This is a genomic window from Aureibacillus halotolerans (genome assembly GCF_004363045.1).
Lineage (GTDB): Bacteria > Bacillota > Bacilli > Bacillales > DSM-28697 > Aureibacillus > Aureibacillus halotolerans.
Window position 1 is genome coordinate 317,075 of sequence record NZ_SNYJ01000001.1, and the last position, 23,989, is coordinate 341,063.

16 protein-coding genes are annotated in these 23,989 nt (G+C 44.9%); 3 read left to right on the forward strand and 13 right to left on the reverse strand.

Translation table 11 applies throughout. The features are described 5' to 3' along the window. Window positions 1-3: 3 nt before the first annotated feature. The 3 genes from EV213_RS01455 to EV213_RS01465 form a co-directional block, all read right to left on the reverse strand. Window positions 4-7,017, reverse strand: a complete 7,014-nt coding sequence (locus EV213_RS01455) for an Ig-like domain-containing protein (RefSeq protein ID WP_133578693.1) — start codon at window positions 7,015-7,017, stop codon at window positions 4-6. 193 nt (window positions 7,018-7,210) lie between these two features. Beyond that, a complete protein-coding gene (locus EV213_RS01460) occupies window positions 7,211-7,822 on the reverse strand; it encodes a nitroreductase family protein (RefSeq protein ID WP_133578694.1) in 612 nt (203 codons plus the stop codon). A 115-nt stretch (window positions 7,823-7,937) separates the two neighbouring features. Then, on the reverse strand, window positions 7,938-9,488 hold the full coding sequence (locus EV213_RS01465) for a family 10 glycosylhydrolase (protein WP_133578695.1): 1,551 nt from the start codon (window positions 9,486-9,488) through the stop codon (window positions 7,938-7,940). A 497-nt stretch (window positions 9,489-9,985) separates the two neighbouring features. Here EV213_RS01465 and EV213_RS01470 point away from each other — a divergent pair, with 497 nt between their 5' ends. Next, entirely contained in the window at window positions 9,986-10,765 is a 780-nt protein-coding gene (locus EV213_RS01470) for a hypothetical protein (protein WP_133578696.1), read from the forward strand. Window positions 10,766-11,218: 453 nt separating this feature from the next. Here the strand turns inward: EV213_RS01470 and EV213_RS01475 are convergent, their stop codons facing one another. Further along, window positions 11,219-12,451 carry an RtcB family protein gene (locus EV213_RS01475; protein WP_133578697.1) on the reverse strand — a complete coding sequence of 411 codons (1,233 nt, stop codon included), beginning with the start codon at window positions 12,449-12,451 and terminating at the stop codon, window positions 11,219-11,221. Between the two features lie 183 nt (window positions 12,452-12,634). Beyond that, complete coding sequence (gene thyA, locus EV213_RS01480) at window positions 12,635-13,486, reverse strand: thymidylate synthase (protein WP_133578698.1); 852 nt, start codon at window positions 13,484-13,486, stop codon at window positions 12,635-12,637. Window positions 13,487-13,799: 313 nt separating this feature from the next. Between thyA and EV213_RS01485 the strand changes: the two genes are divergently transcribed. Then, on the forward strand, window positions 13,800-14,285 hold the full coding sequence (locus EV213_RS01485; protein ID WP_133578699.1) for a competence protein ComK: 486 nt from the start codon (window positions 13,800-13,802) through the stop codon (window positions 14,283-14,285). Window positions 14,286-14,322: 37 nt separating this feature from the next. On the opposite strand, the gene EV213_RS01490 is transcribed toward EV213_RS01485, so the two are convergent. The 3 genes from EV213_RS01490 to EV213_RS01500 all read right to left on the reverse strand — a co-directional run bounded on the left by EV213_RS01490 (window position 14,323) and on the right by EV213_RS01500 (window position 17,839). Then, window positions 14,323-15,537, reverse strand: a complete 1,215-nt coding sequence (locus EV213_RS01490) for an MFS transporter (protein WP_243739945.1) — start codon at window positions 15,535-15,537, stop codon at window positions 14,323-14,325. A 419-nt stretch (window positions 15,538-15,956) separates the two neighbouring features. Then, on the reverse strand, window positions 15,957-17,156 hold the full coding sequence (locus tag EV213_RS01495) for a CynX/NimT family MFS transporter (RefSeq protein ID WP_133578701.1): 1,200 nt from the start codon (window positions 17,154-17,156) through the stop codon (window positions 15,957-15,959). Window positions 17,157-17,188: 32 nt separating this feature from the next. Further along, entirely contained in the window at window positions 17,189-17,839 is a 651-nt protein-coding gene (locus EV213_RS01500; RefSeq protein ID WP_133578702.1) for a FadR/GntR family transcriptional regulator, read from the reverse strand. A gap of 168 nt (window positions 17,840-18,007) precedes the next feature. On the opposite strand from EV213_RS01500, the gene EV213_RS01505 reads away from it, so the two are divergent. After that, window positions 18,008-19,039 carry a DUF418 domain-containing protein gene (locus tag EV213_RS01505; protein WP_133578703.1) on the forward strand — a complete coding sequence of 344 codons (1,032 nt, stop codon included), beginning with the start codon at window positions 18,008-18,010 and terminating at the stop codon, window positions 19,037-19,039. 173 nt (window positions 19,040-19,212) lie between these two features. On the opposite strand, the gene EV213_RS01510 is transcribed toward EV213_RS01505, so the two are convergent. The 5 genes from EV213_RS01510 to EV213_RS01530 form a co-directional block, all read right to left on the reverse strand. After that, window positions 19,213-19,389 carry a YezD family protein gene (locus EV213_RS01510; RefSeq protein ID WP_133578704.1) on the reverse strand — a complete coding sequence of 59 codons (177 nt, stop codon included), beginning with the start codon at window positions 19,387-19,389 and terminating at the stop codon, window positions 19,213-19,215. A gap of 130 nt (window positions 19,390-19,519) precedes the next feature. Then, window positions 19,520-20,584, reverse strand: a complete 1,065-nt coding sequence (locus EV213_RS01515; protein WP_133578705.1) for a sulfate/molybdate ABC transporter ATP-binding protein — start codon at window positions 20,582-20,584, stop codon at window positions 19,520-19,522. Window positions 20,585-21,000: 416 nt separating this feature from the next. Next, a complete protein-coding gene (gene cysW / locus EV213_RS01520; protein ID WP_424923012.1) occupies window positions 21,001-21,831 on the reverse strand; it encodes a sulfate ABC transporter permease subunit CysW in 831 nt (276 codons plus the stop codon). 50 nt (window positions 21,832-21,881) lie between these two features. After that, window positions 21,882-22,706 (reverse strand): sulfate ABC transporter permease subunit CysT, encoded by an 825-nt coding sequence (cysT, locus tag EV213_RS01525; RefSeq protein WP_133578707.1) that lies wholly within the window; start codon window positions 22,704-22,706, stop codon window positions 21,882-21,884. 36 nt (window positions 22,707-22,742) lie between these two features. Further along, complete coding sequence (locus EV213_RS01530) at window positions 22,743-23,840, reverse strand: sulfate ABC transporter substrate-binding protein (protein WP_424923013.1); 1,098 nt, start codon at window positions 23,838-23,840, stop codon at window positions 22,743-22,745. Between the last annotated feature and the right edge of the window lie 149 nt (window positions 23,841-23,989).

Sequence of the window (23,989 nt, forward strand, 5' to 3'; positions counted from 1 at the left end):
CTATTACCGTTGGTTTAACAACTCATACATATTTAAAATAAGCTGAGCACTTTCTGCGCGGGTTCCTTGGTCTAAAGGGTTAAATTGATTTTCTGACTGACCTTGCACCAAACCGAGCGCTTCTGCTTTCTCAATTGCCTCCTTAGCCCATGCAGGAGATGAGGCGATATCGTTGAACTGCGAAGTATTCTCTGTTTGAAGGCTCGTGCCATGACTGAGTGTATAGGCACGCATAAGCACCGCTACCATTTCTTGTCTTGTCATTTCTTCATGTGGCATAAAGTGATCTTTGCCGACGCCATTCACAAGACCTGCATTATATGCCAGGGCCACATCGTTAGCAAACCATTCGTCGGCTGAAACATCAGTAAAGACTGTTGTTTCATTGCCTTTAAGATCCAAGAAGCGAACGATCATTGTTGTAAATTCTGCACGCGTCACTTGGTCTTCTGGCTGAAAGCGATCCATGGACACCCCTTCAACAAATTGCTTCGCTACCATCTGTTGAAGCATATCATGCGCCCAATGCGCTTCGTTCACGTCAGCAAAGGACTTTGTATACTCTAGGACGCTGTAACTCCCTGGATGTTGAATGTTTGCGGTTAATGTTCCTTCACTTATCTGTCCGCCTGTGTACACAAGCGATTCATTGTTACCAACTTCATAGAGTCCAGTCAATTTGGCATCAAGCCCCTCCGCTACTGGAATTTCTATGATCAGTGGTTCAGGGAAGGTTCCAATTGACGAAGTTGCGCCTGAAGACAATTGGATGCCTACAGCTACTTCAATCGATCCAGCCTGAACGATTTGTGCACCTGTTTCTCCTTCGATTGCAATACGGTTTTCGGAGACTACCTCTTTAGCCAGCTCCTGTATTAAAAGGATCACGGTCGCTTCCTCGTTTACATCAAGGCTAAGCTGAGCGAAGACCGCTGGCGGAATCGATATCGTTGCACCATCTGCTTCTATAATTACTGTCGTCTTTGTTAGATCCTCAAGAAGTGATGACGGAATAAGGACTTCTTCTAATGTCCCTTCACTCGTAACGACCAGCTCATTGTCTGTGCGATTACTAAACATTTCCTCGTTTACATTGACTTGTCCAGGTCTTGTAGACTGTGGTTGATCCCCATCTTCTTCATCAATGGCCTCATCTGAACTGTCTTCCTCTACTTCAGTTTGATCGTCATTTTCCCGATCATCGTCATCTCGATCATCTTCGTCTTCGTCTTCGTCATCCGGTCTTCCAGGTTCATTTTCTTCTGGGGGCTCTGGCAGTTCGTCTCTCCATACGACTATCTCATGCTGAACCATTTGCTCCTCAAACATGGCAGAAATAATCGCCTGTCCTTCTGTATTCGCCGTTACAATGCCTTCCGGTGAGATTGAAACAATATCTGAAGAACTGCTTTCGAATGTTGTTTCATCAAGAACAGACGCAGTAGATCCATCACTGTATAGAGCCGTTACTTGAGCTGCGGCTGTTTCGCCTACCTCCATTGTGGAAGGTAAACCTGTCAACTCAATACGTTCAATGACGACTTCTTCTTCAGCACCTTTGACGTTCACCTCGAGCTCGGCGTCAAACTCTTGATAGCTTACAGAGATGGTGGCAGTTCCTTCACGCAATGCCGTCATTGTTCCATCTGGGGTTACTTCAACAATGTCTGCGTCAGAACTGGCAAGGGCAAGATCGTCCGTCACTTCTTCAATATCACCGTTGCTGTATAAGCCAGAGACCACTAGCTCCGCTGTCTCACCAACCTGCAAGGTTTGGCGTCCTTCCAATTCAATGCCTGTCAGTATCGTTTCTGCATCTGTCGAAACGATAAGGTGGATGGCTTCCTCAAAGTCTTCATACGTAACAGTGAGTTCAGTTTCTCCTTCAGTCAATGCAGTGACTTCTCCTGTCTCACTGACGGTAGCAATTGCTTCATCTCCACTTTCGTAAAGTACATTTTCCGTAACTTCCTCGGAAGTGCCATTGTCATACATCACTTTCACACGGATGTCTGCGGTATCACCAACATTTAACAGCGTTGGTCCGTGCATCTTGATTCCTGTTTCTTCTGGGTCAGGGCTTTCTTCAGACACAATAGAGAGGCGATAAGAGTCTTGAAGCCCTTCGTATTCAACAGCAATATCGGTTTCGCCCTCTTGAATGGCTTGGACAAGACCGTTCTCGTCGATCGTAGCCACCTCGGTGTCTGAGCTTACGAAGGACACTCCCTCTGTCACTTTCATCCGTTCACCTGATTCATAAGTGGCTTCGACAATCACTTGATCCGTGCTGTTTGGTTCAAGCTCTGTCTCCCCTTTTACTTCTATCGAGACAATGTCACCAGTTTGTCTTTCCACGACCGTGATCTTGCTTTCAGCAAAGGCATTTTCGTCCTCCTTGCTCGTTGCCCGAACCGTCACTTCACCAGCTTTCATTCCCTTGACGAGTCCACTTTCAGAGACTGTCGCCACGTCGTCTGATGAAGAACTGACAATTGACCAATTAAATTCAGGTGCTGGATCGGTTTCAGGCGTTACTGAGGCTTCTAATTGTACTGATTCACCCACCTCAATCGTTGCGCTCGAAGGCGTTATAGTGACTTGTGGGTCCCCGCTTTCCTCTCCTTTTGTAATGGAGAATTGATCGACGTCTTCACCATCTACGGCCTTGGCTGTCAATGTGAGCGTATCTCCTTGAATGTGGATTGCTGAAAAGATTTGCTTCTCCTTTGCGTACACATATTCCTGATAGTTCTTTTCCGTCAAGCCATAAAACTTCGGACCAGATGAGCCTCCAATTACGTATCGTGTTCCTTCCCCTTCTTGAACGATTTCGCCACCGTTCATCGGATAGGTGCGAAGGTAAAGGTGATCATGTCCTGTCAATACAAGGTCTACCTCATGCTTATCAAAAATCGGCACCCACATCGACTGCACCCTTTCATTCGCATAGGTGCTGCCATACGGCCCTTGGTGGAAAGCAATAATGGTCCATTTTTTATCGTTTGCCGCGAGATCGTTGTCGAGCCATTCTGCCTGCTTTTCATAATCGTTAGCAGAACCCTCTGTATTCAGTACGACAACATGAGTATCCTTGATGTCGAACGAAAAGTTGGTCCCTTTTAAGCCTGGCGCCCCGTTTTCGGGATTGTTAAAGTGCGCTAGATAATCTCCATACCCATTGCTTCCATTTACTTCGTGATTCCCGACAATTGGGATAAGCGTCGTGTCCATGAGCTGGTCTTGAGCTGCACTAAACCACCAGTCCCACTCCTTCTGTTCAAAGCTTTTGTCAATCATGTCGCCTGCATGAAGTAAAAACTCAGCTTCTGGCATATAATCTAATGCTTCTTGAAGCGTATTCCCCCAGAGGGCAAAGGTTTCCGCTGAGCCAGCTTGCGAATCGCCGAGGAATAAAAACGATGTCTCATCGCCCGCCGCTTCCGTTGTTTTAAATACGCCTTGCTCACTGACAAGCTGATCGCCATCCCCAACACGGTATACATAGGCTGTTCCTGGTTCAAGATCTGCTAATTCCGCTTTATGAATTCTCAAGGTTCCGTCTTGATAGGTCGTGTAAAGTGAACTGCTCCCTTCAACAACCTTCACATTCGTAGCATCAAAGCTTGTAAACTCCGATTGCTTGACGAACTCTACGACGGTTTCGTTCGTTTCAGGGCTCGTCTGCCAAGCAAAGCGACGCTCTGTTTCTGGTTCATTCCCCATCGTTACATTGATGTTCTTCGGTGTTGCTTGACCACTGTATGGAGACACAGTAAATGTCATTAATGGGCTATACGCATTGTTTAAAACGGCTTGCACCTGATACGTTCCTGCTTCCTGTGTTGCAGCTTCTGTCCGCAGAACACCATCCTCATCTGATACATCAGAAGCAACCTCTTCCCCATTCACCAACAGCTTTGCCCCAGCAAGCTTTGTCCCGTCCTCTGCCTGCTCAATAGTGAAGGCTGTTGATTCTCCCATAATGGTCGCATACGGATCCCACGATAGTTTTAAATCTGGTTTTACAAGCGTTCGCAGAGAAGGACCAATAAAGTCAATTGGCTCACCGTCCCCTTCCGTAGAAACGATGGATCCTGACGCAAAGGCAATGACTTGTTCTTTTGCTATGTCACCTTCTGCTTGTTCCAACGTAAACGGTCCAAGATAGGTGTTGCTTATGGTGTATTCGATTTGAGCTAATCGATCTGCTTCTGTCAGGTTTAACTGATCAAGATTCTGAAAGCTCAACTCAACTTGCTTCTCAAGAATCTCCGTGCCCAACTGCTCTTCTGAAAGTTTTTCACCGCGAATCACACGTACCGATTTGATGGCTTCTGGATTGATGTTGAATGCAAGTTGGCCACTCTTCAAACTGGACGCATTTTGCGCGGTAATATCAACCGTGTAGGTTTGGCCGGCATACGTCGCCTCCGGTGTTTCATACGTATAAAACGGTGAACCGATATTTACGGTAAAGTACCATTCCTTAATCGTTTGGTTTCCTTCCAGATCTCTTACTGCTACTTTTACTTTATAACGACGCTCGGCTAATGGAGCCGATGGCTGATACGAAATCGTGCCATCTGGCGGGTAAAACCCATGCTCAACCAGTTCATCATCGATATACACACGAATACTGTCTGGGTCAATCAAGGTGGTCCCAGGATGCTTCTCGGGATCATATCCCTCATCTTCAGAAGTGACTTGAATGGTCGGTGTTGTATTGGAAATAACAGTATCCTCAGCTGGCGAGATCTGTTTGATGACTGGCGGAGTGACATCGTCTGTAGTTGGACCATAGACCGCACGAATATCATCAACATAAATGGCTCCCGCATCTTTTTTGTTCCCGCTCGTTTCCATCAATCGGACAGGCAAATCTAAAGTCAGCGGGAGCGATTTGCCAGCTGGAACTGCGGCTTCAACATAACGCCAGCCTGTCCAGTTAACGCCTCCTTCTGCATCACTGCCTGTAAAGTTAATGGGGAATGGCGCACCATTTCCATCCTTCATTTGCGCCCTCAGCCAGTGCTTATTGCCATCACCATAAATCCACATGCTGATTTTTTGCGGATATCCTTCGATTGGGATAGGTCTATGACTACTCCGTGGTGTTAAATACACACCAGACGTCCCTGGTTTCCCAATAAAATCATAGCTCAGCTTGGCAGACTTAGAGCCATTGCGCACATAATCTAGATTCGTTTCTTCCTCTACATCTATCGAGTTAACTTCCGCCCCTGTCGCTACGTATTGATCAATGCCTTCTTCAAAATCCTCAATGATCACCGGAGCTTGTCCAATGCTCACGTCCATCGTTGTTTGTACGTCTCCATAGTTGACAACAATTTCTCCTCGAAGATCATTTCCGTTTGCGGCAGTGAACACACCATTCTCATCAATGGTCCCTATATCTCCTTCGATTGACCATTTAAAGCGGTCATTGGTCGCTTGAATCACTTGACCTTCGCGCAAGGCAGTCACTTGCAATTGAACTTCTGTTCCAGGATTAAACGAACGACTTTCACTTGGGAGCTTCAGTTCGTCGATGGCTGTCACAACCTCTACCTCTGCGCTTCCGCTGCTCGCTCCGTTACTCACATTAATATCTGCATAACCAGGCTGGTCTCCTGCCGTAAACGTCCCAGCCGCGTTTATTGTCCCAGCTTCTTCCTCAACATCCCATGTCACATTCTCCCCAATCGATGCTGGATGCCCATTCGCATCGACTGCCAAGGCTTCAAACGTATATTGAGAACCTTGCAAGACACGTTCTGCATTTGGAGTCACGACAAGCTTTTCTGCTTGTTCCAGTTCAGGAGCCGTGTTCACTAACAATAAGCCGTTCCCTGTTTTCCGTTCGCCTCCATCGGACCCTTGGTTCAACATACGAATGTCATTCGTTCCTGGGAGACGTGCCACAAATGTGGAAGAACCACCCCCATCAAGATTCATCGCATCGACGACCTCATGGTCCAAGAGTGCCTGTTCCAACTCAGTGGTCCTCATGCCTTCACTAACTCCCGGTTGGCGTCCGTCCACTTCAAAAAGCACAATCGATCCATCCGCCTTCGTTCCAATCGCCGTTCTTGGATGAACGCCTGCATTAAATCCCGTATCCTGTGCAACACCATCCTTTATTAAAGGACCATTTCCACCAATGGCTAACGTAACGTCAGCCCATTCCCCATCAAATTGAAAGCTTGCTGAAAGTTCATCGCCAATCTGTAAATCGGTCACACTTTCTTTCGCTGTTCCTGAAGCAGATAGAACAACGGTTCCTTCCTCCAAAGGTGTATCTCCCTGTGACTTTCGAACATCCTTGACACGCAGTATCAGCGTTTGACCGCTTTGAACGCTTCCTTCTAAGACATCAAGAATGATTTCGTCGCCTTCACTGTTCGTTTTGGTAGACGTGAAATAATCTGTTGTATATAAAACGAGTTGGTTATTGCCTCGGGAACGATTGATGTGTGAAAGAGGAACGTTCTCTCCATCAATTGTCACCGACCTCTGCAAAGCAGGTCGGCCATACAGCGACGACCCGTCCTCTTTTAGACCAAAAGCAAAGGACCCTGTTGGACTCGTCAAAATGTTTCCTTGATCCATAAACAAACCGTTTGGCAAGCCCGTAGCTTGTCCAGAGATATCAAAAAAATCACCGTTAACCCCTGCAATGACACGGCTTCCAGGGCTGTCATGCTGGGAAGCCATTTCAGTAACTCCCATCATTCCATACACTTTCCCTGCTTTTTTTCCTGCTCGTAGCTCCAGTTGCGGGTTTTTCGGGTCAAAGGTGACCATATGTATGTTCTGTTGACCATTGCTGTCCATTAAATCGACCCTCGAATACATGGCTCCCGGTGCAAGTTCAATTTCTCGTGCATCAATTATGTCTCCATACTCTGTTGCAGGCATTTCTGAGAATGCTGCAAATGATGGTGCTGGGGAAAGAATAGCTGATAAAAATAACATAACAATCAGAAACTTAATAACAGTCGGCTTCTTTACCATGGTCTAGCCCCTCTCAAACAAGTTTAATAGAATTGTGACTCGCACCTCATATACATATTGTTTATTTTAGAGGTGAATTATGGAGAATAGACCAACGTTAGTTTAAGAAAGTGTAAAGACATCTGCACAATTGATGAAGCAACACAAAACACCCACGGAACGTTGATCTCCGTGGGTCGTCTCTTCATTGAATCTATTTATGATACTGCCCGAACGTCACCACATCACTCAATGGATTTCGTGTATTGGGCACTTCACGTTCTCTCAACGCTTCTGGCAAATCCTCCTTATGGCTCCGATAGCCTAGAGATACGATGATATGAGGCTCATAACTATCTGGCAACCCTAACTCCTTTTTCGCTTTGTCTCGATCAAAGCCTCCCATTGCGTGAGCAGCCAGTCCTAAGGCGGACGCCTGAAGGGCTAGGTACGCCCAAGCGGCACCTGCATCAAACGCATGAGCTCCATTCGGATTGCCATTCGCCCGCTGCGAATCAGAGGCGATGAGCAACAAAACAGGCGCTTTTCCTGCCCAAGATAGGTTAAACTCATGTAGGAAACTACGATACAATGTCAGCTGTTCCTCATCCTTCGCGACAAAGAAACGCCATGGCTGGATGTTATTCGAGGATGGTGCCCAATTGGCTGCTTCCAAAACGGCATGAAGTTCTCGATCAGAAATCGTTTCCGAACTATACGAACGTGATGACCAACGATTCAGAAAAATATCTTCAATCCCATGCTCCGATGTACGAAATGAGGAAACATCAACGTGATTCTCTAAAGAGTGTTTGTTTTGAGTCATAGACGACCAACCTTTCCTTTATGATGCATATATCATAGCATACCTTCCTGTTTCTTGAGGTTGATAGATAAAGCCCAACAGACATCCGCATTGGGATTTCTATTGGGCTTTATGCTTAATAATATGAAGTTAAAAGTCTTTCAATGCTGTTAAAAGGGTTCATTAAATACTGCGAGCTAAAGAAAATGGACCCATCAATTTCAGGGATCTTTTCATTGTAAGTTAACTGATCAATAATTTGCTGTGCTGAGCCCCATCCTGCTTCTGATGTGCCGATCTTATAAGGGGCATGCCCGATATAAAGTTTTACATCCGTGCCTTCCACTTCATTGGCCCACCACTGAGCAAGCACATCGTAAGCTGCCGGTTCGAAGCCAATACTCCAATAGAGCTGTGGTGCCACATAATCAATCCATTCGTTTTTCACCCATGTCCGCACATCAGCATACATGGCGTCATACGTTGGTACACCTGCTCTAGTCGCTGATCCTGTAGGGTCATCACTTTGGTTGCGCCAAACACCAAACGGGCTAATTCCGTAAGATACTTCTGGCTTTATAGAGTGAATGCTTTCCCCTAAGTTCTTAACAAACTGATTGATATTATCACGGCGCCAATCCGCTGTCGTCATACTGCGCGTATTATGCAATACATTCGCCGCGTCATCATTGAACCGTACATGCGAAGGGTAGAAATAATCATCAAGATGAACGCCATCGACATCGTAGTTTTTGACAACTTCACTAATCGCTTGAATAATGTGCTGTCGCGCAGCTGGAATGCCAGGATTAATGTACATTTTGTTACTTGCAGAGACAATCCATTCCGGGTGTTGCTTGGCTACATGAGAAGAAGCAAGCTGTGATCCGACACTTGCACTCGCGCGAAAGGGATTAAACCAAGCGTGAAACTTCATCCCTTTTTTATGTGTTTCTGAGATCATAAAGTCAAGTGGATCATAGCCGGGGTTTTTCCCTTGTGTTCCTGTAAGCACTTTATTCCAAGGAGCATATGCCGATGGATAAATGGCGTCACTTTCAGCACGGACCTGAACAAACACATCCTGAATGCCCATATCTTGCAACCTGTTTAAAATCGTTGTGAATTCCTGTTTCTGCATAGCAGGGTTTCCTTGCGCTGCCTTTGAAGGCCAATCGCCGTTAATTGTAGCGATCCATGCCCCTCGCATATCTGTCGACACAGAAACGTTATCGTCAATTTCGCGTTCTGGAACCGCACCCGTAAGCAGGGTGATCAGCTGCGCATTTTGGTGCCAATTGACCTGTAATCCAAAAGCTTCCCCAATAAAACGCAGAGGGACCATCATTCTGCCGTCCCTTACTTCAGCAGGCGCATCCAATGTAACAGACGTCCCATTTAATGTGGCTTGACGATTCTTATGGTGCAACACCATTGTCGTCGACCCCTTGTCAATTGTGACTCTCTGGTTCGCTTGATTCCAACCTACTTTTGCTCCAAGCTCTTCGCCAATCACACGCAATGGTACAAGCGTGACGTCTTCCTTCGTTAAATATGGCGACACATCTGACGTCACTGGCTGGTTGTCCAGCTCAATGGTGATAGCCTTTGCCGACGCCACAGGCACGGCCACAGCCAGTGCAAGCAAAAAAAAGAGCCCTACCCACAAGTGTTTTCTGTCTATCATCGTCTCTCTCCCTTGAACGAAATCGATCTATTTGTATGTATGCAGCATAATGAAAAGCTGTTTTTTTTGGAAATCTCCCCATGATATACCTTCGTGAACCGTTCGTTCTATGCGGACGTCGAGCAGAGGCTTTTCTTCAAAGGTCTTGTGATCGTTTAACTAAATCTCTAATAGTTGGTTCAACAGAGTGTTCTAATGCCTCTCCAATAACTCTCTTTTATATCGTCTACATTTGCTTATTGTTTGATGGTGAAAAAAACGAAGTGTTTCCGAAGTGACAAATAAAAAATGACCAGAGACAATCCCTGGTCACTTCGCGGAAGGAATGGTCTATCCTTTTCTTCCTGAAATCACGACGCCTTGCACAAAATATTTCTGTGCGAGAAAAAACTTCCAGAACCAAATACTACATATTATGTAACATGATGGTTTACATACCTATACGCGACGATTATACTCCTACATAAGAACATAAATTCGCATATAGGAGTGGTTGTATGACTAATTCATATCGTAGTGCAAACCTATTAATTGGTCCAGTTCCCAATAAAATTCGCCACATGAAAGTAGCTATTTCACTAGGCGAGTCATATCCCGAATTCGAAGCTAAAATTAGAGACTTAGAAAAATATGCACCTGCCATTCAAAGTTTGTCATCTAGATTTATAGAAACAGAAAATCTCTATAAAGAGGCTTTTGAGGCAATGAGACCAACTTTTGATATGATCGAAGCAACAGCCCTGTCTTATAAGTCCACGATTGAAGGAATGAAGCCAGTCTTAGATAGTATTTCTGAAATGATGGACACTATCAGAAACATGATGCCCAATATGTCATTTATTAGAGAGGTTTTATCTCAGGTCGATTGGGATGAGTTTCAGCGTGAAGCTCGAATAGTACAGGCTTATGAAGAAGAACTTAACGAAGACGATATCATTAGTGACCAAGAGTATGAAGATGCTAAAGAGAATGTCTTTATTCAGCTCCTCGTATTTATGAAGCTTAATTTAGTGGCACATCATCTTAAAAATAAAAATGTCTCTAATGCAATGACAATCCTTGCAAACACTACTTTGATTATTGCAACAGTGTCAAGTTGTGTTTCTAATGCTAATCAGACTACAGTACAACATAATTACTATTTTAATGAATCGGATATCAACAATTTAAGAATATATGAAAACTGCGATAATGGAAGTGGTACAAATATCAATAATACTGACAATGAGATAAAAAAAGAGTTACACAGAAAATTATCAGCCGATCCTTGCATTTAAACTATATCAAGAAGACAGCGTAATTAATAAACGCAAGCTAAGCGGGTTTGCTCTTAGATTCTATTGGGGCGAGACCGTTTAGTCACTTTTGTAACCGTTCTTAATTGTAGAAATACATATAGTCATCAATATCCTGCTTAAGCGACTCGAATTTCTGACCCCCAAAAACGTTTCAATCGGACCATTAGCCTTCCCACTCTAGACATGCTCTGCTGGATGCCAGCAGAGCATGTGAGGCATTTAAATCCAAGAGGTGTGTATTGAAACACTCGGCCACTATGCAGGAGAAGCCCGCTTGCCGGGTTCGCTGGAGTCACCTGCTTGAGGCACGAATCGATTGTTATTGGATGTGTTGAGGTCATACAAATCCAGAATGGCACTTAAGTTCCGGGTATTACAATGTTAATCAATAGTTATAATTTTTATCATAGAGATCTTCGGTTAGGATAGCAGTTAAGTTTTTTTCTTCTTCATATAAGCTGGAACGGTCTCAACGCCTTTAAAGTTGTACAACGGTTTTACTAACGTCACAATGTCCACTGTCTCTTTAATGTTCGCGATAATTTCTTCTTTCGGTTTATAGGCCGCTGGTGCTTCATCAATCGTTGCTCTTGTCACAGATGTTGAGAAGACACCTTCCATCGTTTTTATAAAGTCATCAAAATCAACATTTGCTCTCGCTTTTGTTCGGCTCATGACACGACCAGCGCCATGAGGGGCAGAATAATTCCAGTCGGCATTCCCTTTCCCTTTCACAATCAGGCTGCCATCACGCATATTTAAAGGAATGACGGCAAGTTCACCCTTTTGAGCAGACGTTGCCCCTTTGCGGAGAATCATATGATCCAAGTCAATGTAGTTATGGATGGAATCAAACGTATCTACGATGGCCCATCCCATTGCTTTCACAATTTCTTGCACCATGACAAATCGATTGGCAACGGCAAATTCTTGGGCGATCTTCATATCGTGGAGATAGTCATCCAAGTGTGATCCTTCTAGATACGCTAAATCCTTGTTGATTACTTTAGGTTTAACGTTCTGCAGCTCAATTTGAATATCCTGATAGCGCCCTTCAGCCTTCAATCTGGCAATCAAATCTGCTTTCTCATTTGGATTAAATTCATGGTAGCTAATCGCCTTATTCTGATGATGTTTTGCTACAGCCGAGCCCACCGAACGGCTGCCACTATGGATGGATAAAAACACTTTCCCCTGATTGCCTTCTCCTACTTCAATATAATGATTGCCACTCCCGAGCGTCCCAAGGCTTTTTAAAGCTCGATCTTTACTAAAGCCAGCAATAATAGCGTCTAATTCATTTAATAAAGAATGTGGCGCATAGTCACTGACGGTTTCGCGAATGTCGCTTCCACTTGGTACCTTCTCACGAATCACTTGATCAAGCTCTGCAAAATCAATCTCCTTGCTCCCAACGTTTAGTTCGCAGACGACAATCCCACAACCAATATCCACGCCGACCAGATTAGGAACCACTTTATCTTTAATGGTCATCGTCGTTCCAATGGTGCATCCTTTGCCGGCATGGACATCCGGCATAATTCGAACAGTGCTGCCCTCAGCAAACGATTGGTCACACAACTCTTGGATCTGCCCTAACGCTGTTTTATCGACATTGTCAGTGAAGATTTTTGCTGATGTGAACTTCCCGCTAACCTGTTTCAATTGAATCACTCCTTCGTCTTCTCGTTACCGATTCCTGATTTACATGCTAGTGTACCAGATATAGCTTTTTTATGAACATGCTCTAAATTGGGATGTTATCAACGCAAAAAACGACCAGAAGAGGATCTGATCGTTTCAAGATGATTGTAATGCTCAATTAACTTCAGCTACAACTAACATTCATTAAATCGCGACCTCTAGCGGAACCTTGTCCCCCTTTTTATACTCTATCAGCTTGAAATCATCGGGAGTAAAGGCGTAAAAATCGGTAACGTCTGGGTTGATCCATAATTGTGGAGCCTCAAACATTTCTCGTTGGATCTGCTCTTGGAGAGGTTCAATATGACGATCGTACACGTGGCAATCGCCAATCGTAAAGATGTACTCTCCTAGTTTATACCCGAGCACTTGAGCCATCATTCGTTGCAGCACATTGTATTGAACGACATTAAACGGATTGCCGAGCCCCATATCATTGGAACGACAGCGGACTTCCAAGTGTAGCGTCTGCTGTTTCACATGCCATTGTGTCTCATAAACACAAGGAGTTAACGCCATGTCATCAAGGTCGTCTGGATTCCATAACATCGTGATATGTCTACGGGAGGACGGGCTTTCGTTCAGTGAATGGAGCAGATAATCAACTTGATCGACAAGCTGCCCTTGAAGAAGGCGGTTCTTTTTACCCATTTGATATCCGTATGCCGCCCCAATCGTGCCTTCCCACGGACCTTCTTTGATTTCCCACTGGTCCCAAATGCGCACGTTCATGTCTCGTAAATCTTGAACGCGGTTTGATTTTTGTTGCCATATCCAAAGCAGTTCTTTGACCGCTGTTTTAAATGCGACGCTTTTCGTTGTGAGAATGGGAAGCTCCTCGTTCGTAAAACGCATTTGTTTGCCAATAATGCTTTTCGTATATGCAGGCTCAAGGTCTGACTCCCATTTCGTACGAACATCGGTGCCGTAGTCCCAAACACCATGCTCTATCACTTCCTGAACAAGTTGATTATACTGCCGATCTGCTTCACTCATCTATGTACACTCCTATCTTTAAAGCTCACTCATGCTATTATACATGAGGGAAATTCACATTTCGAATTCGTTTTGTTGGGAAATAGCATTTGATAGAGATCGCATCTATTCTCATCATACAGGTTCATGATAACGAGAGCATTTAGATAGGCACGCCGAACCTTGCTCGTGATCGATAAAAAGAAAAAGAGATAAATGCAAAAAAATGGATGCAAAGAGGGAATCAATTCTGATATACTAACTGAAAAATCAGATTTAGGTAAATAGTACCTTAGAAGATAATAATTGTATCATTACTAAGGGAGGACTGCTAATGATTGAATTTGAACCATGGTCGATCGATGAAGATTATGGAGTGACGCCAAGAACCTATGCAATCGCCACGTATGATCATATAACCTATCAATCGATTGTTTTTGATGAGGACGGGGTGTTCTTACAAAAGAGGACGCCTTTTCAACTGATTAAAGAAGCATGCCTCTATGGTGGCTCCAATTTTAAGGGGCGGCTTGGCTACAGCAAGTTTACCTTCCCAAACAAGAAGAAGCTGCCGATTGCTGTTGATCCTCTCTACAGCATTTTTGCCTATCCGACCATTGGTTTTGAGCTTCGAGACTGCTTCTGGATCTTTGCAAGTGCAAATCCTTACTACGTCAAGATTGACCCTCGGAACACACGATTAATCTTTCCAAACAAGTCACATCTTGATGTGCCTATCAGCCACACCACCTGTTTAAAACAACAAATGATGTTAAGTCAATTGATTGTCACCCACTCGAAGCGTTTCTATGATCAATAATGACACACCTTAAAGATACATAAAACCCTAGATTAGATTAGGCTGCCCATTCTTTATTCGTTCTAGTACCTTGGCGGAGCAACACAAAGGCAACTAGAAAGCTTGCCACTGCCACGTAAAACAATGCCTGCAACGAGAGAAAATCCATAAACAATCCTGCGATAAATGGCGCAACAAGCGACGAAGCCATGGAAAAAAAGTAATACAGTCCTGTAAAGTAGCCGATGTTCTCTTTCCCACCTAAATCAGCTACGAGAGGGTACGCCTGTACGTTCACCAATGCCCAACCAAAGCCTGCGATAAAAAGAATAATTCTTACAGCCGTCACGGAGGTTAAAAAAGGCATCGCAATAAAAAACACAGCAAGGAAGCCTAATCCTAGCAGCATCATTCGTACCTTTCCGAAGCGGTTTCCAAGCAGACCTGCGGGGAGTGCGAAGAGAACAAAGGACAAACTAAAAAATCCAAGGGTCGTGCCGGCAGCGCCTGCGTCCATCCCTAAATGCCCGACAGCATACGTCGTAAACTGAGCTTCAATTCCTGAGTAGCCGATAAAATAACAAAAGATAGCTAACAAGATAAGGAACGGGCCTCGAAGCGATTTCTTCGGCAAATGCTTCAAGCCATCCAACAATGCACTAAGAGGCTTCGTTTCTTCATGCTCCTCTTGAGCATTTGCATAAGGTGGCTTGCGGTTAATTGTTTTCCAAAGCAACGCAAAGGAAAGGAGCATCACACCAGCTGCGATTAGAAAAGGGAACGTCGTGTCCACCGTGTAAAGCCGTGAAAGCCCAAACAATGCCCCCATCGCTCCGATGCCACCCATTAAATTAATCAATCCATTGGCAGACGAGCGTTTGGCTGGCGGCGTTTCATCTGGCATCAATGAAATCACTGGCGCCCGAAAAATAGTCATTGCCAGTAAGAATAGCACGTCAACGCACAGCAACACCCAAAGGGAAGTCTCGGATACGATTGGGATAAGGATAAAAAAGAGAGCTGCTAATGGCATCCCCACGGCAAGAAAAGGAAGTCGCTGCCCGTGCCGTCCATTGATTCGGTCTGACCAGGTTCCGATTACGGGGATTAAAAAAACAGCAATGAGGTTATCCAACCCCATAATGCCCCCTCGTAACGCACTGCTGTCAATATATTCGCTGAGGACCAAAGGCATGTAGGCATTGTAAAAGGTCCAAACAAGCATCATGGCTAAAAATCCTGTGCCTATGGTGGTTATTTTTATTGTCGACATTGCTTTGGCCCTCCTTTTGTACAGCTCTGTTTTCATTGTACAGAGGTTTATATTTCCAGTCCATACAATTCATTTGTTTTTTATCGACCTGAAAGACACTTATACTTTTTTCTTCCATTAAAAGTACGCTAGGATAAAATAGAATGCTTTAATCATTCGTTATTCATTGAATTCCGTCTTCACGACGACTTACAACGAAAAAACCACAGGAGGCTGAATACCCATGGTCGATATTATCAAGCTCGTTGGAGCATTACTTTTCCTTATCACTTTCCTTCGGATATGCTTTTTTGGGCTGGAGAAACACTGGGAGTTTCAAGAAATGAATCCTTTAGAGAATGCAGACGCGCTTAAAATAAAACGCAAAAAAAGCGAGGAAGTGACCAGCGTTTATCACGTCCCTTACCCCTCGTTGTTTTCTAAGGAGGCGAAACAAATCGATTTCTTCCGGCAAGTGCACCTGATACGAGCAACGCCAATGTTGCGCCAACTAAACATATCCATGGCACCATCCAACTGCCTGTTCGTTCATGAAGAACACCAGCCAGCATAGGGCCTGTTGACGCAAGCAGATACCCGATCGATTGAGCCATTCCCGAAAGATCCGCTGCTTCTTCAGACGTCCTTGTCCGTAGTGTAAACAACATCATTGATAGACTAAAAGCACTGCCTCCTCCGCTACCAAAACAGATGACAGCCACGAAGAGCCATGGACCGGACCCCCAATATAAACTAGCCAATCCTCCTAAAAAAAGGAACGCACTCACCACGAGCATAAAGCTCTGACTTTTATAACGCGCTGCGATAAGGGGAATTAAAAAAGTAAATGGAATGAGGACAAATTGTTGTAGTGAGACGAGCACTCCCGCCTCTGCTTCCCCTATCCCCTTTAACATCAGCATATCTGGAAGCCATGTGATGAGCGTGTAATAAAGTCCAGATTGCAATCCCATAAATATCGTTACCTGCCACGCAAGGGAAGACGTAAGCATTCGGCTTGACCTTTGCTTCGGGATGACCTGCTTTTTTATGACATTACGTTGCCCCCTCCATACGGGAAGCCAGAATAAAAGGCTAGTCAACGCCAGCAACGCCCAAAAACCTAAAGAACCTCTCCAGCCTAAAGACGTTTCTGCTAATGGAATGGCCAGTCCTGAGCCAAGTGCTGCGAAAGAGTTCATTACGACAGCATACAGTCCAGTCATAAGCCCAATCCGATTTGAAAAATCACGCTTGATTAAAGCTGGCAACAAAACATTTCCACAAGAGATCGCTAGACCGACAAACAACGTACCGATAAAAAGCAGACCTATTTCTCCAGCAGGTCGAACCAAGAGACCGAACAACAAAACTGCTAGAGCAGAGGTTAATACTTTTTCGATGCCATGGGTTTTAGCCAGCTTTGGAGCAGTAGGTGCGAATAGCGCGAAAGCCATTAACGGAATCGATGTGATGGCGCCCGCCAAACTGGTAGGCAGACCAAGTGCTTCTTGGATGGAATGAAGCAACGGACCGACCGAAGTAATAGGTGTGCGCAAATTAGCGGCCATCAACAAGATCGCAATGAATAGGAACAATTGTGTTTTTGATTGAAAAATATACTTAGGTGACTGTGTCATTACAGAATTCTCCTTCTAGTGCATAGCTTCCTTTAGCTGATCTGCTGAATGTATGCGTCCACTGCTCGAACCGCTTGATCAGGTTGTTTTGTTTCGATCGCCTCTACAAGCTGTTGGTGTTCATCATGGCATAACGGGTGGTCTCCCATGCTTGTTTCTGAAATGGATTTACTGATATGGTTGGCAAGCTGATCATACAGCTCAACAAACAACACATTTCCAGACGCCAGCGTGACTTGTCTATGAAAAGCAAAATCAAAGGCGACAAAGTCTTCATGCTTGTCCGCTTGTCGGCGAAGCCTCAAGAACTTGTAGAGCTCCTGAAGCTGCTCCCCTGTTCGGTGCATCGCTGCGTAGCGGGCGCTTTCACGTTCGAGCATATGCCTGGCAGCAAAGACATCTTTTCTAGGAACCTCTTCAAAACGTTTTTGCAATGCGACGCCCAATACGCTTGTTGCCTTTACATATGTCCCATCGCCTGGTTTGGCTTCGAGCAAACCAGTATGGACAAGGGCACGTACGGCCTCACGCAAAGTGTTTCGACTTATCCCAAGCTCCTGTGAAAGCGTAGATTCTGACGGGATTTTTTCCCCGACTGACCAATGACCTCGTTCAATAAACCGTTCCATTTGCAAAGCTGCCTGCTCTACTAAAGAGATTTTCCTTGTCGGCTGTAATTGCAATTGTCATTCCTCCAAACATCCGATGTTTGATAAAAAAAGCTTACCATACCCCACTTTATTCGTATACTAGTAAATTGATAGATTGGTCATTCTTTGCGATAATAACGACATCTTCTAAAAAATGGAGGGACAGTCACTTTAGTGACGGTATGAAAGGAGCACATATAATTGAACTCTAATCTCTCAGATCGAATTCACTCCATTGATCTCATTCGTGGACTTGCCTTGCTCGGCTTGCCTTTTGTCAATGTACTGTTCCTTTGGTATATGTTCGTACCCATTCCAGAGACCACTTTGGACATCTGGGTGCAACGCGCTTTATATGTATTTGTTGAAGGACGTTTCTTTAGTATTTTTTCATTCTTGTTCGGCTTAGGCATCTACATTTTTCTGTCACGAGCAGAAGCCAAAGAATCATCAAAATACACCTTAATACTGTTACGTCTCTTCATTTTACTAATCATCGGCTTTGTTCATCAGATGTATAATTCTGGCGAGGCATTGTTTATCTACGGGATTGCGGGGCTTCTCTTTTGTTGGTTTTATCATCTCCCAAAGCAATTGAATCTTTGGCTTGGCATTACTGGCTTCATCGGTGCAGGTATTCTAGGCATTAAGATCTTAATGGTCTTCCCTCTATTTTTGCTCGGGATTGCCGTCGGTCAATATCGTGTGTTTGAACGGTTGCAAGAGCTTAGGAAACCGATTGTGTATCTTTGGCTTGGAAGTACAGTAGCCTCTATTGTGGTCATCGTCGTTTTGCTTATTCAAGCCCCTTCACAAGGGTTTCCAGCCATGTCGATTTCCAGCGAAAACATAGGGGTGAACCAAACCGCTGCGAACGCATTTATCCACCACGCGCTCTTGTATGGACAAGCCATTACTCTATTTTATGTGACGACAATGATCCTGCTTGCACAAAAAACAACACTACTTCGTCCTTTACAAGCGTTCGGTCGAATGGCGTTAACCAACTATGTCGGACAAACCGTCATATTGTTATTTATCTCCACGTTTTTCTCAGACACCACCGTTATTCAGTACAGCCACACCGTTTGGATTTGTGTGCTTGTCGTCCTCGTTCAAATTGTTGTCAGCAATCTCTGGCTGCGGGTTTTCCGCTACGGACCTCTCGAATGGCTGTGGCGTTGTGGAACTTACTGGCAGACAGTCCCACTGCTCAAACGACGTGAAGGGTAGTGGAGGGATCTAAACAGCTAACATGATGAAACAGGACTGCCCAAAGAAACTGGGCAGTCTTCCTTTTTGTTTTGATGGCATTTGTGAAAAGAGCAATCACTTCTATTCGTCTCGACTCATTTTCAACCACAGACAAAAAGACAGCCAGGAACGGAATCCCTGACTGCCCAAATTTATTTCTTCGATTGGATTTCTGCTTGAGTGCGCAGTGGCAATCGTACTTTCTCTGCTTTTTCGATTTGTGTAATCTGTCCATCGTGTAGTGTAATTTGCACGGTTCCGTAGTCGATCTGGTGAATGGCTTTTAAAATATGCTCAATCCACTCCTGGTCAATTGCTTTGTTGGCCATTGTGACATCCGCCTCCCTTACACAGTTTAGTAATCTGTAGAGGATGCGCCTGACACGTTCACCTGGCGCATCCTACATACATCGATTTCTCCACACTATTTCTCCACTTATTCCGATTAAAAAAGTGAGGTTATTGCGCAACAGAAAACACCCGACACTGCTCAGGATACAAATAAATCGTATCACCAACGCTCAAATGGAGCGATTTACTTTGCAGCTCCGTCAATTCAACCTGTACGTAGTCGCTTGCAACGTCCAAACGGTTTATTTCTATTGAAACAAGTGGGCCTGCCCGATGCAATCGATGAATGATGCCCGGAATACTCTTGTCACGAGACTCTTTTGTAACGGTAAAATGATGCGGCCGAACATAAGCAATCCCTCTTTGTCCTTCTCCTATTCCAGACTCTTCATCTCGGAAAACAAAGCTTCCATGTTCGACACCACGGTCGGAAATTGGTCCGGAAAATGTATTAACCCGCCCTAAAAAATCGAACACAAACGGGGAATTCGGAGAATGGTACACTTCATCGGGTCGGCCGAGTTGAATAATTCGTCCTTCATTCATAATAGCGACACGGTCCGCAACATCAAAAGCTTCCTCTTGATCATGAGTGACGAACACACTCGTCGTGTTAAATTCTTGATGCAAATTACGAAGCCAAAGCCGAAGCTCTTTACGTACCTTGGCATCCAAAGCGCCAAAAGGTTCATCTAGCAACAAAACAGACGGCTCCACGGCAAGCGCTCTTGCCAACGCGACACGCTGTCGTTGTCCACCCGACAGTTGGGCAGGATAGCGATCGGCGTAGCCTTCCAGCTTAATGAGGGCCAACAGTTCATCCACCTTTTCCTTAATTGCATTTTTCGATGGACGCTGTTTTTTCGGGCGCACCTTCAAGCCATAGGCGACATTCTCGGCAACCGTCATATGGCGGAAAAGAGCATAGTGCTGAAACACAAAACCGACATTTCGAGCACTAACATGTGTATTCGTCTGCTCTTGACCATGAAACGAAATGCTGCCTTGATCACTATGCTCCAAGCCAGCAATGATGCGAAGCAATGAAGTCTTTCCCGAACCAGAAGGACCAAGCAAGGCGAGCAATTCGCCTTCCTGAACGGTCAAATCAACGCCGTGAAGTGCTTGAAATGAGCCGAATGATTTGGAAATCTTTTCGACAGTAATGCTCATTTTGTCCTCCTCTATTTTTAGGCGGATGAGAAACGCTCGCTTTCTTTGTTGCTTTGTCTTGTCCGGTGCTCATTGCCCTTATGGCAACTCTGCGCCTCCCAAGACTTTGCGCCTCGAAAGACAAGCGTTTTCATTCCGCCTAAATTTCTTGATGAGAAACGCTAGGCTAGCTTTTTTCGTTGTTTTGCTTTGTCCGGTGCTCATTGCCCTTATGGCAACTCCGCTCCTCTCAAAGCTTCACGCCTTAAAAGACAAGCGTTTTCATTCCGCCTAAATTTCTTGATGAGAAACGCTCGCTTTTTTCGTTGTTTTGCTTTGTCCGGTGCTCATTGCCTTTATGGCAACTCCGCCCCTCTCAAAGCTTCACGCTTAGATAAGACAAACGTTTTCATTCCGCCTGCGTTTTTCAGTGCATTTTAAATTCCAGGAGTGAGACCAGCTTTATATTCAATCAATTTTTTGATCACCAGCGTAATAATGGCCAACAATGACATTAGAGAGGCCACGGCAAACGCTGCGGCAAATTGGTACTCGTTGTACAAAATGTCGATATGCAGTGGCATCGTGTTCGTCATGCCTCGAATTTTCCCTGATACTACAGCGACGGCGCCAAATTCACCCATCGCTCTGGCATTACACAAAATGACGCTGTACAGAAGACCCCATTTAATATTCGGTAGAGTCACATACCAAAAGGTTTTCCAGCCTTTCGCGCCTAAAACGAGCGATGCTTCTTCTTCCGATGTCCCCAAACTCTGCATGACCGGTATTAACTCACGGGCCACAAACGGAAAGGTAATAAACAAGGTGGCGATGACAATTCCCGGAATCGCGAAGATAATTTGTATATCGTATGCTTCCAAGAACGGTCCCATGACGCCATTGACTCCAAACAAAAGCACGAAGATTAGTCCCGCAATGACTGGAGATACGGCGAACGGCAAATCAATTAATGTAAGCAAAAGCTGCTTCCCTTTGAACGAAAATTTTGTAATCGCCCAGGCTGCGACAACACCAAACAGGGTGTTTAACGGAACGGTAATTAGGGCCACTGTCAGCGTTAATTGAATGGCTGACAAAGCATCAGGTTCTGTCACTGCAGCGAGATAAACGTCCCACCCCTTCGAAAATGCCTGTAAAAAGATTGTGAGCAACGGCAATAACAAAAAGAGGGAGAGAAATATACCCGAAATGCCAATCAGCGTCCACTTCAACCAGGACGGTTCTGAGGTTGATTTTCGTAGCATTTTAGCGGGCGCTACTTGTGGAAACACGGGCTGTGCCATTGTTCCACCCCCTATACTGCTGCATGGCGGCGCGTCCACCATTGCAGCACGTTAATGAATAATAAAATGACAAACGACAACATAAGCATGACTGCGGCAACAGCCGTTGCGCCCGCATAATCGTATTGTTCCAGCTTTGTCATGATCACCAACGGAGAAATCTCCGTTTCAAATGGCATGTTTCCTGCGATAAAAATAACCGATCCGTATTCGCCGACTCCTCTGGCAAACGCGAGGGCAAACCCTGTGAGTATGGCTGGCGTCAGCTCTGGCAAAATAATTTTTCGAAAGGTTTGCCATCGGCTTGCCCCCAAGCTCGCTGAGGCTTCCTCAACCTCCTGATCAAAGGCCTGCAGCACAGGTTGCACGGAACGTACGATAAACGGAAGTCCGATAAACAATAACGCAATCGTAATCCCGATTGGAGAATAGGCAATGCGAAACGGAAAAAATTGCCCAATCCAGCCCTCTGGCATATATAACGTGGCAAGCGCAATGCCTGCCACCGCGGTTGGTAAAGCAAACGGCAAATCAACCAAAGCATCGATGAGGCGTCTCCCTGGAAATGAATAACGCACCAACACCCAAGCAATGAGAACGCCAAAGAAAATGTTGATCAGACCTGCAATGAGTGCCGTACTGAAGCTAAGACGGTAGGAGGCGAGCACGCGCGGCTCTGTCACAGCCGCCCAAAAGTCTGCCCACCCCATTGTTGAGCTTAATAAAAACACCATAGATAGCGGGATTAGCACGACGACACTTAAATAAAAGATCGTGTATCCAAGTGTTAAACCATACCCGGGAAGTAAACGTTTTTGCCTAGCTGCTGTTGCCATTGTGTCGTACACCTTCTTTCTTGCAAAACGTCGCTTTTACTTCGGTTGGAAGATTTCGTCGTAAATGCCCCCGTCATTAAAATGGTTTTCCTGCGCCTTTTGCCAGCCACCAAACTCCTCATCGACTGTAATCAAATCGATCTCAGGAAACACATCCGCATACTCTTTAAGAATCTCTTCATCTCTAGGACGGTAGAAATTTTCGGCTGCCAAACGTTGACCTGTTTCCGTATATAAATATTCTAAATAGGCTGTTGCCACTTCTGTTGTGCCATTTTCTTCAGCATTTTTGTCTACGACCGCCACAGGAGGCTCTGCAAGAATGCTGATGGATGGGACGACGATGTCAAACTGGTCATCTCCTAGTTCTTTTAAAGTAAGAAAGGCTTCGTTTTCCCATGCGAGCAACACATCCCCAATGCCACGTTCAACAAAGGTGGTCGTTGACCCACGTGCACCTGAATCCAATACCTCAACATTTTGGTACAAGCTAGAAATATACTCCTTAACCTTCGCTTCATCGCCATCGAATGCACGCGTCGCATACGCCCAAGCCGCTAGATAGTTCCATCTTGCCCCACCAGACGTTTTTGGGTTTGGCGTAATAATACCAACATCTTCTTTAAGAAGGTCATCCCAATCGTTAATGCCTTTCGGATTTCCTTCACGGACGAGGAAAACGATGGTTGATGTATAAGGCGTTGAATTGTTTGGCAACTCTGATTGCCAATCTTCGCTCATAATACCCGTTTCTGCAACCGCGTCTATATCATATGCAAGAGCCAGTGTGACAACATCTGCCTTCAAACCATCCCGTACGGAACGGCCTTGTGAACCAGACCCTCCATGCGACTGATTAATTTCCACTTCCTGCCCTTGCTCTTCTAACCAATAGGTCTGAAATTCTTTATTAAATTGATCATATAATTCTCTCGTCGGATCGTAAGACACATTAAGTAGAGACACCTTTTCCTTCTGTTCAGTATCTGCACTTGCTTCTTCACCGCTAGCTTCAGCTTCATTACTGTTACTGCTAGCCCCCGTGCTAGTGGACCCGCTTGATCCAGCTCCACATCCGACTAAAAGAAGAGATAACAAAAATACACTCCATGTAACGAAAAACGGTTGCTTCAACTTCAAAGTACTTCCCCCTTAGTTATGTTCTCTGTGTAGGATCAAGGAAAATCTCCCTTGGGTCCTCGAATTAAGGTGTACCTTCAGTTGACTGATCAGTACATAGACGTGTATTCATTTTAAAACCAACTATTTCTATAAGGATTATC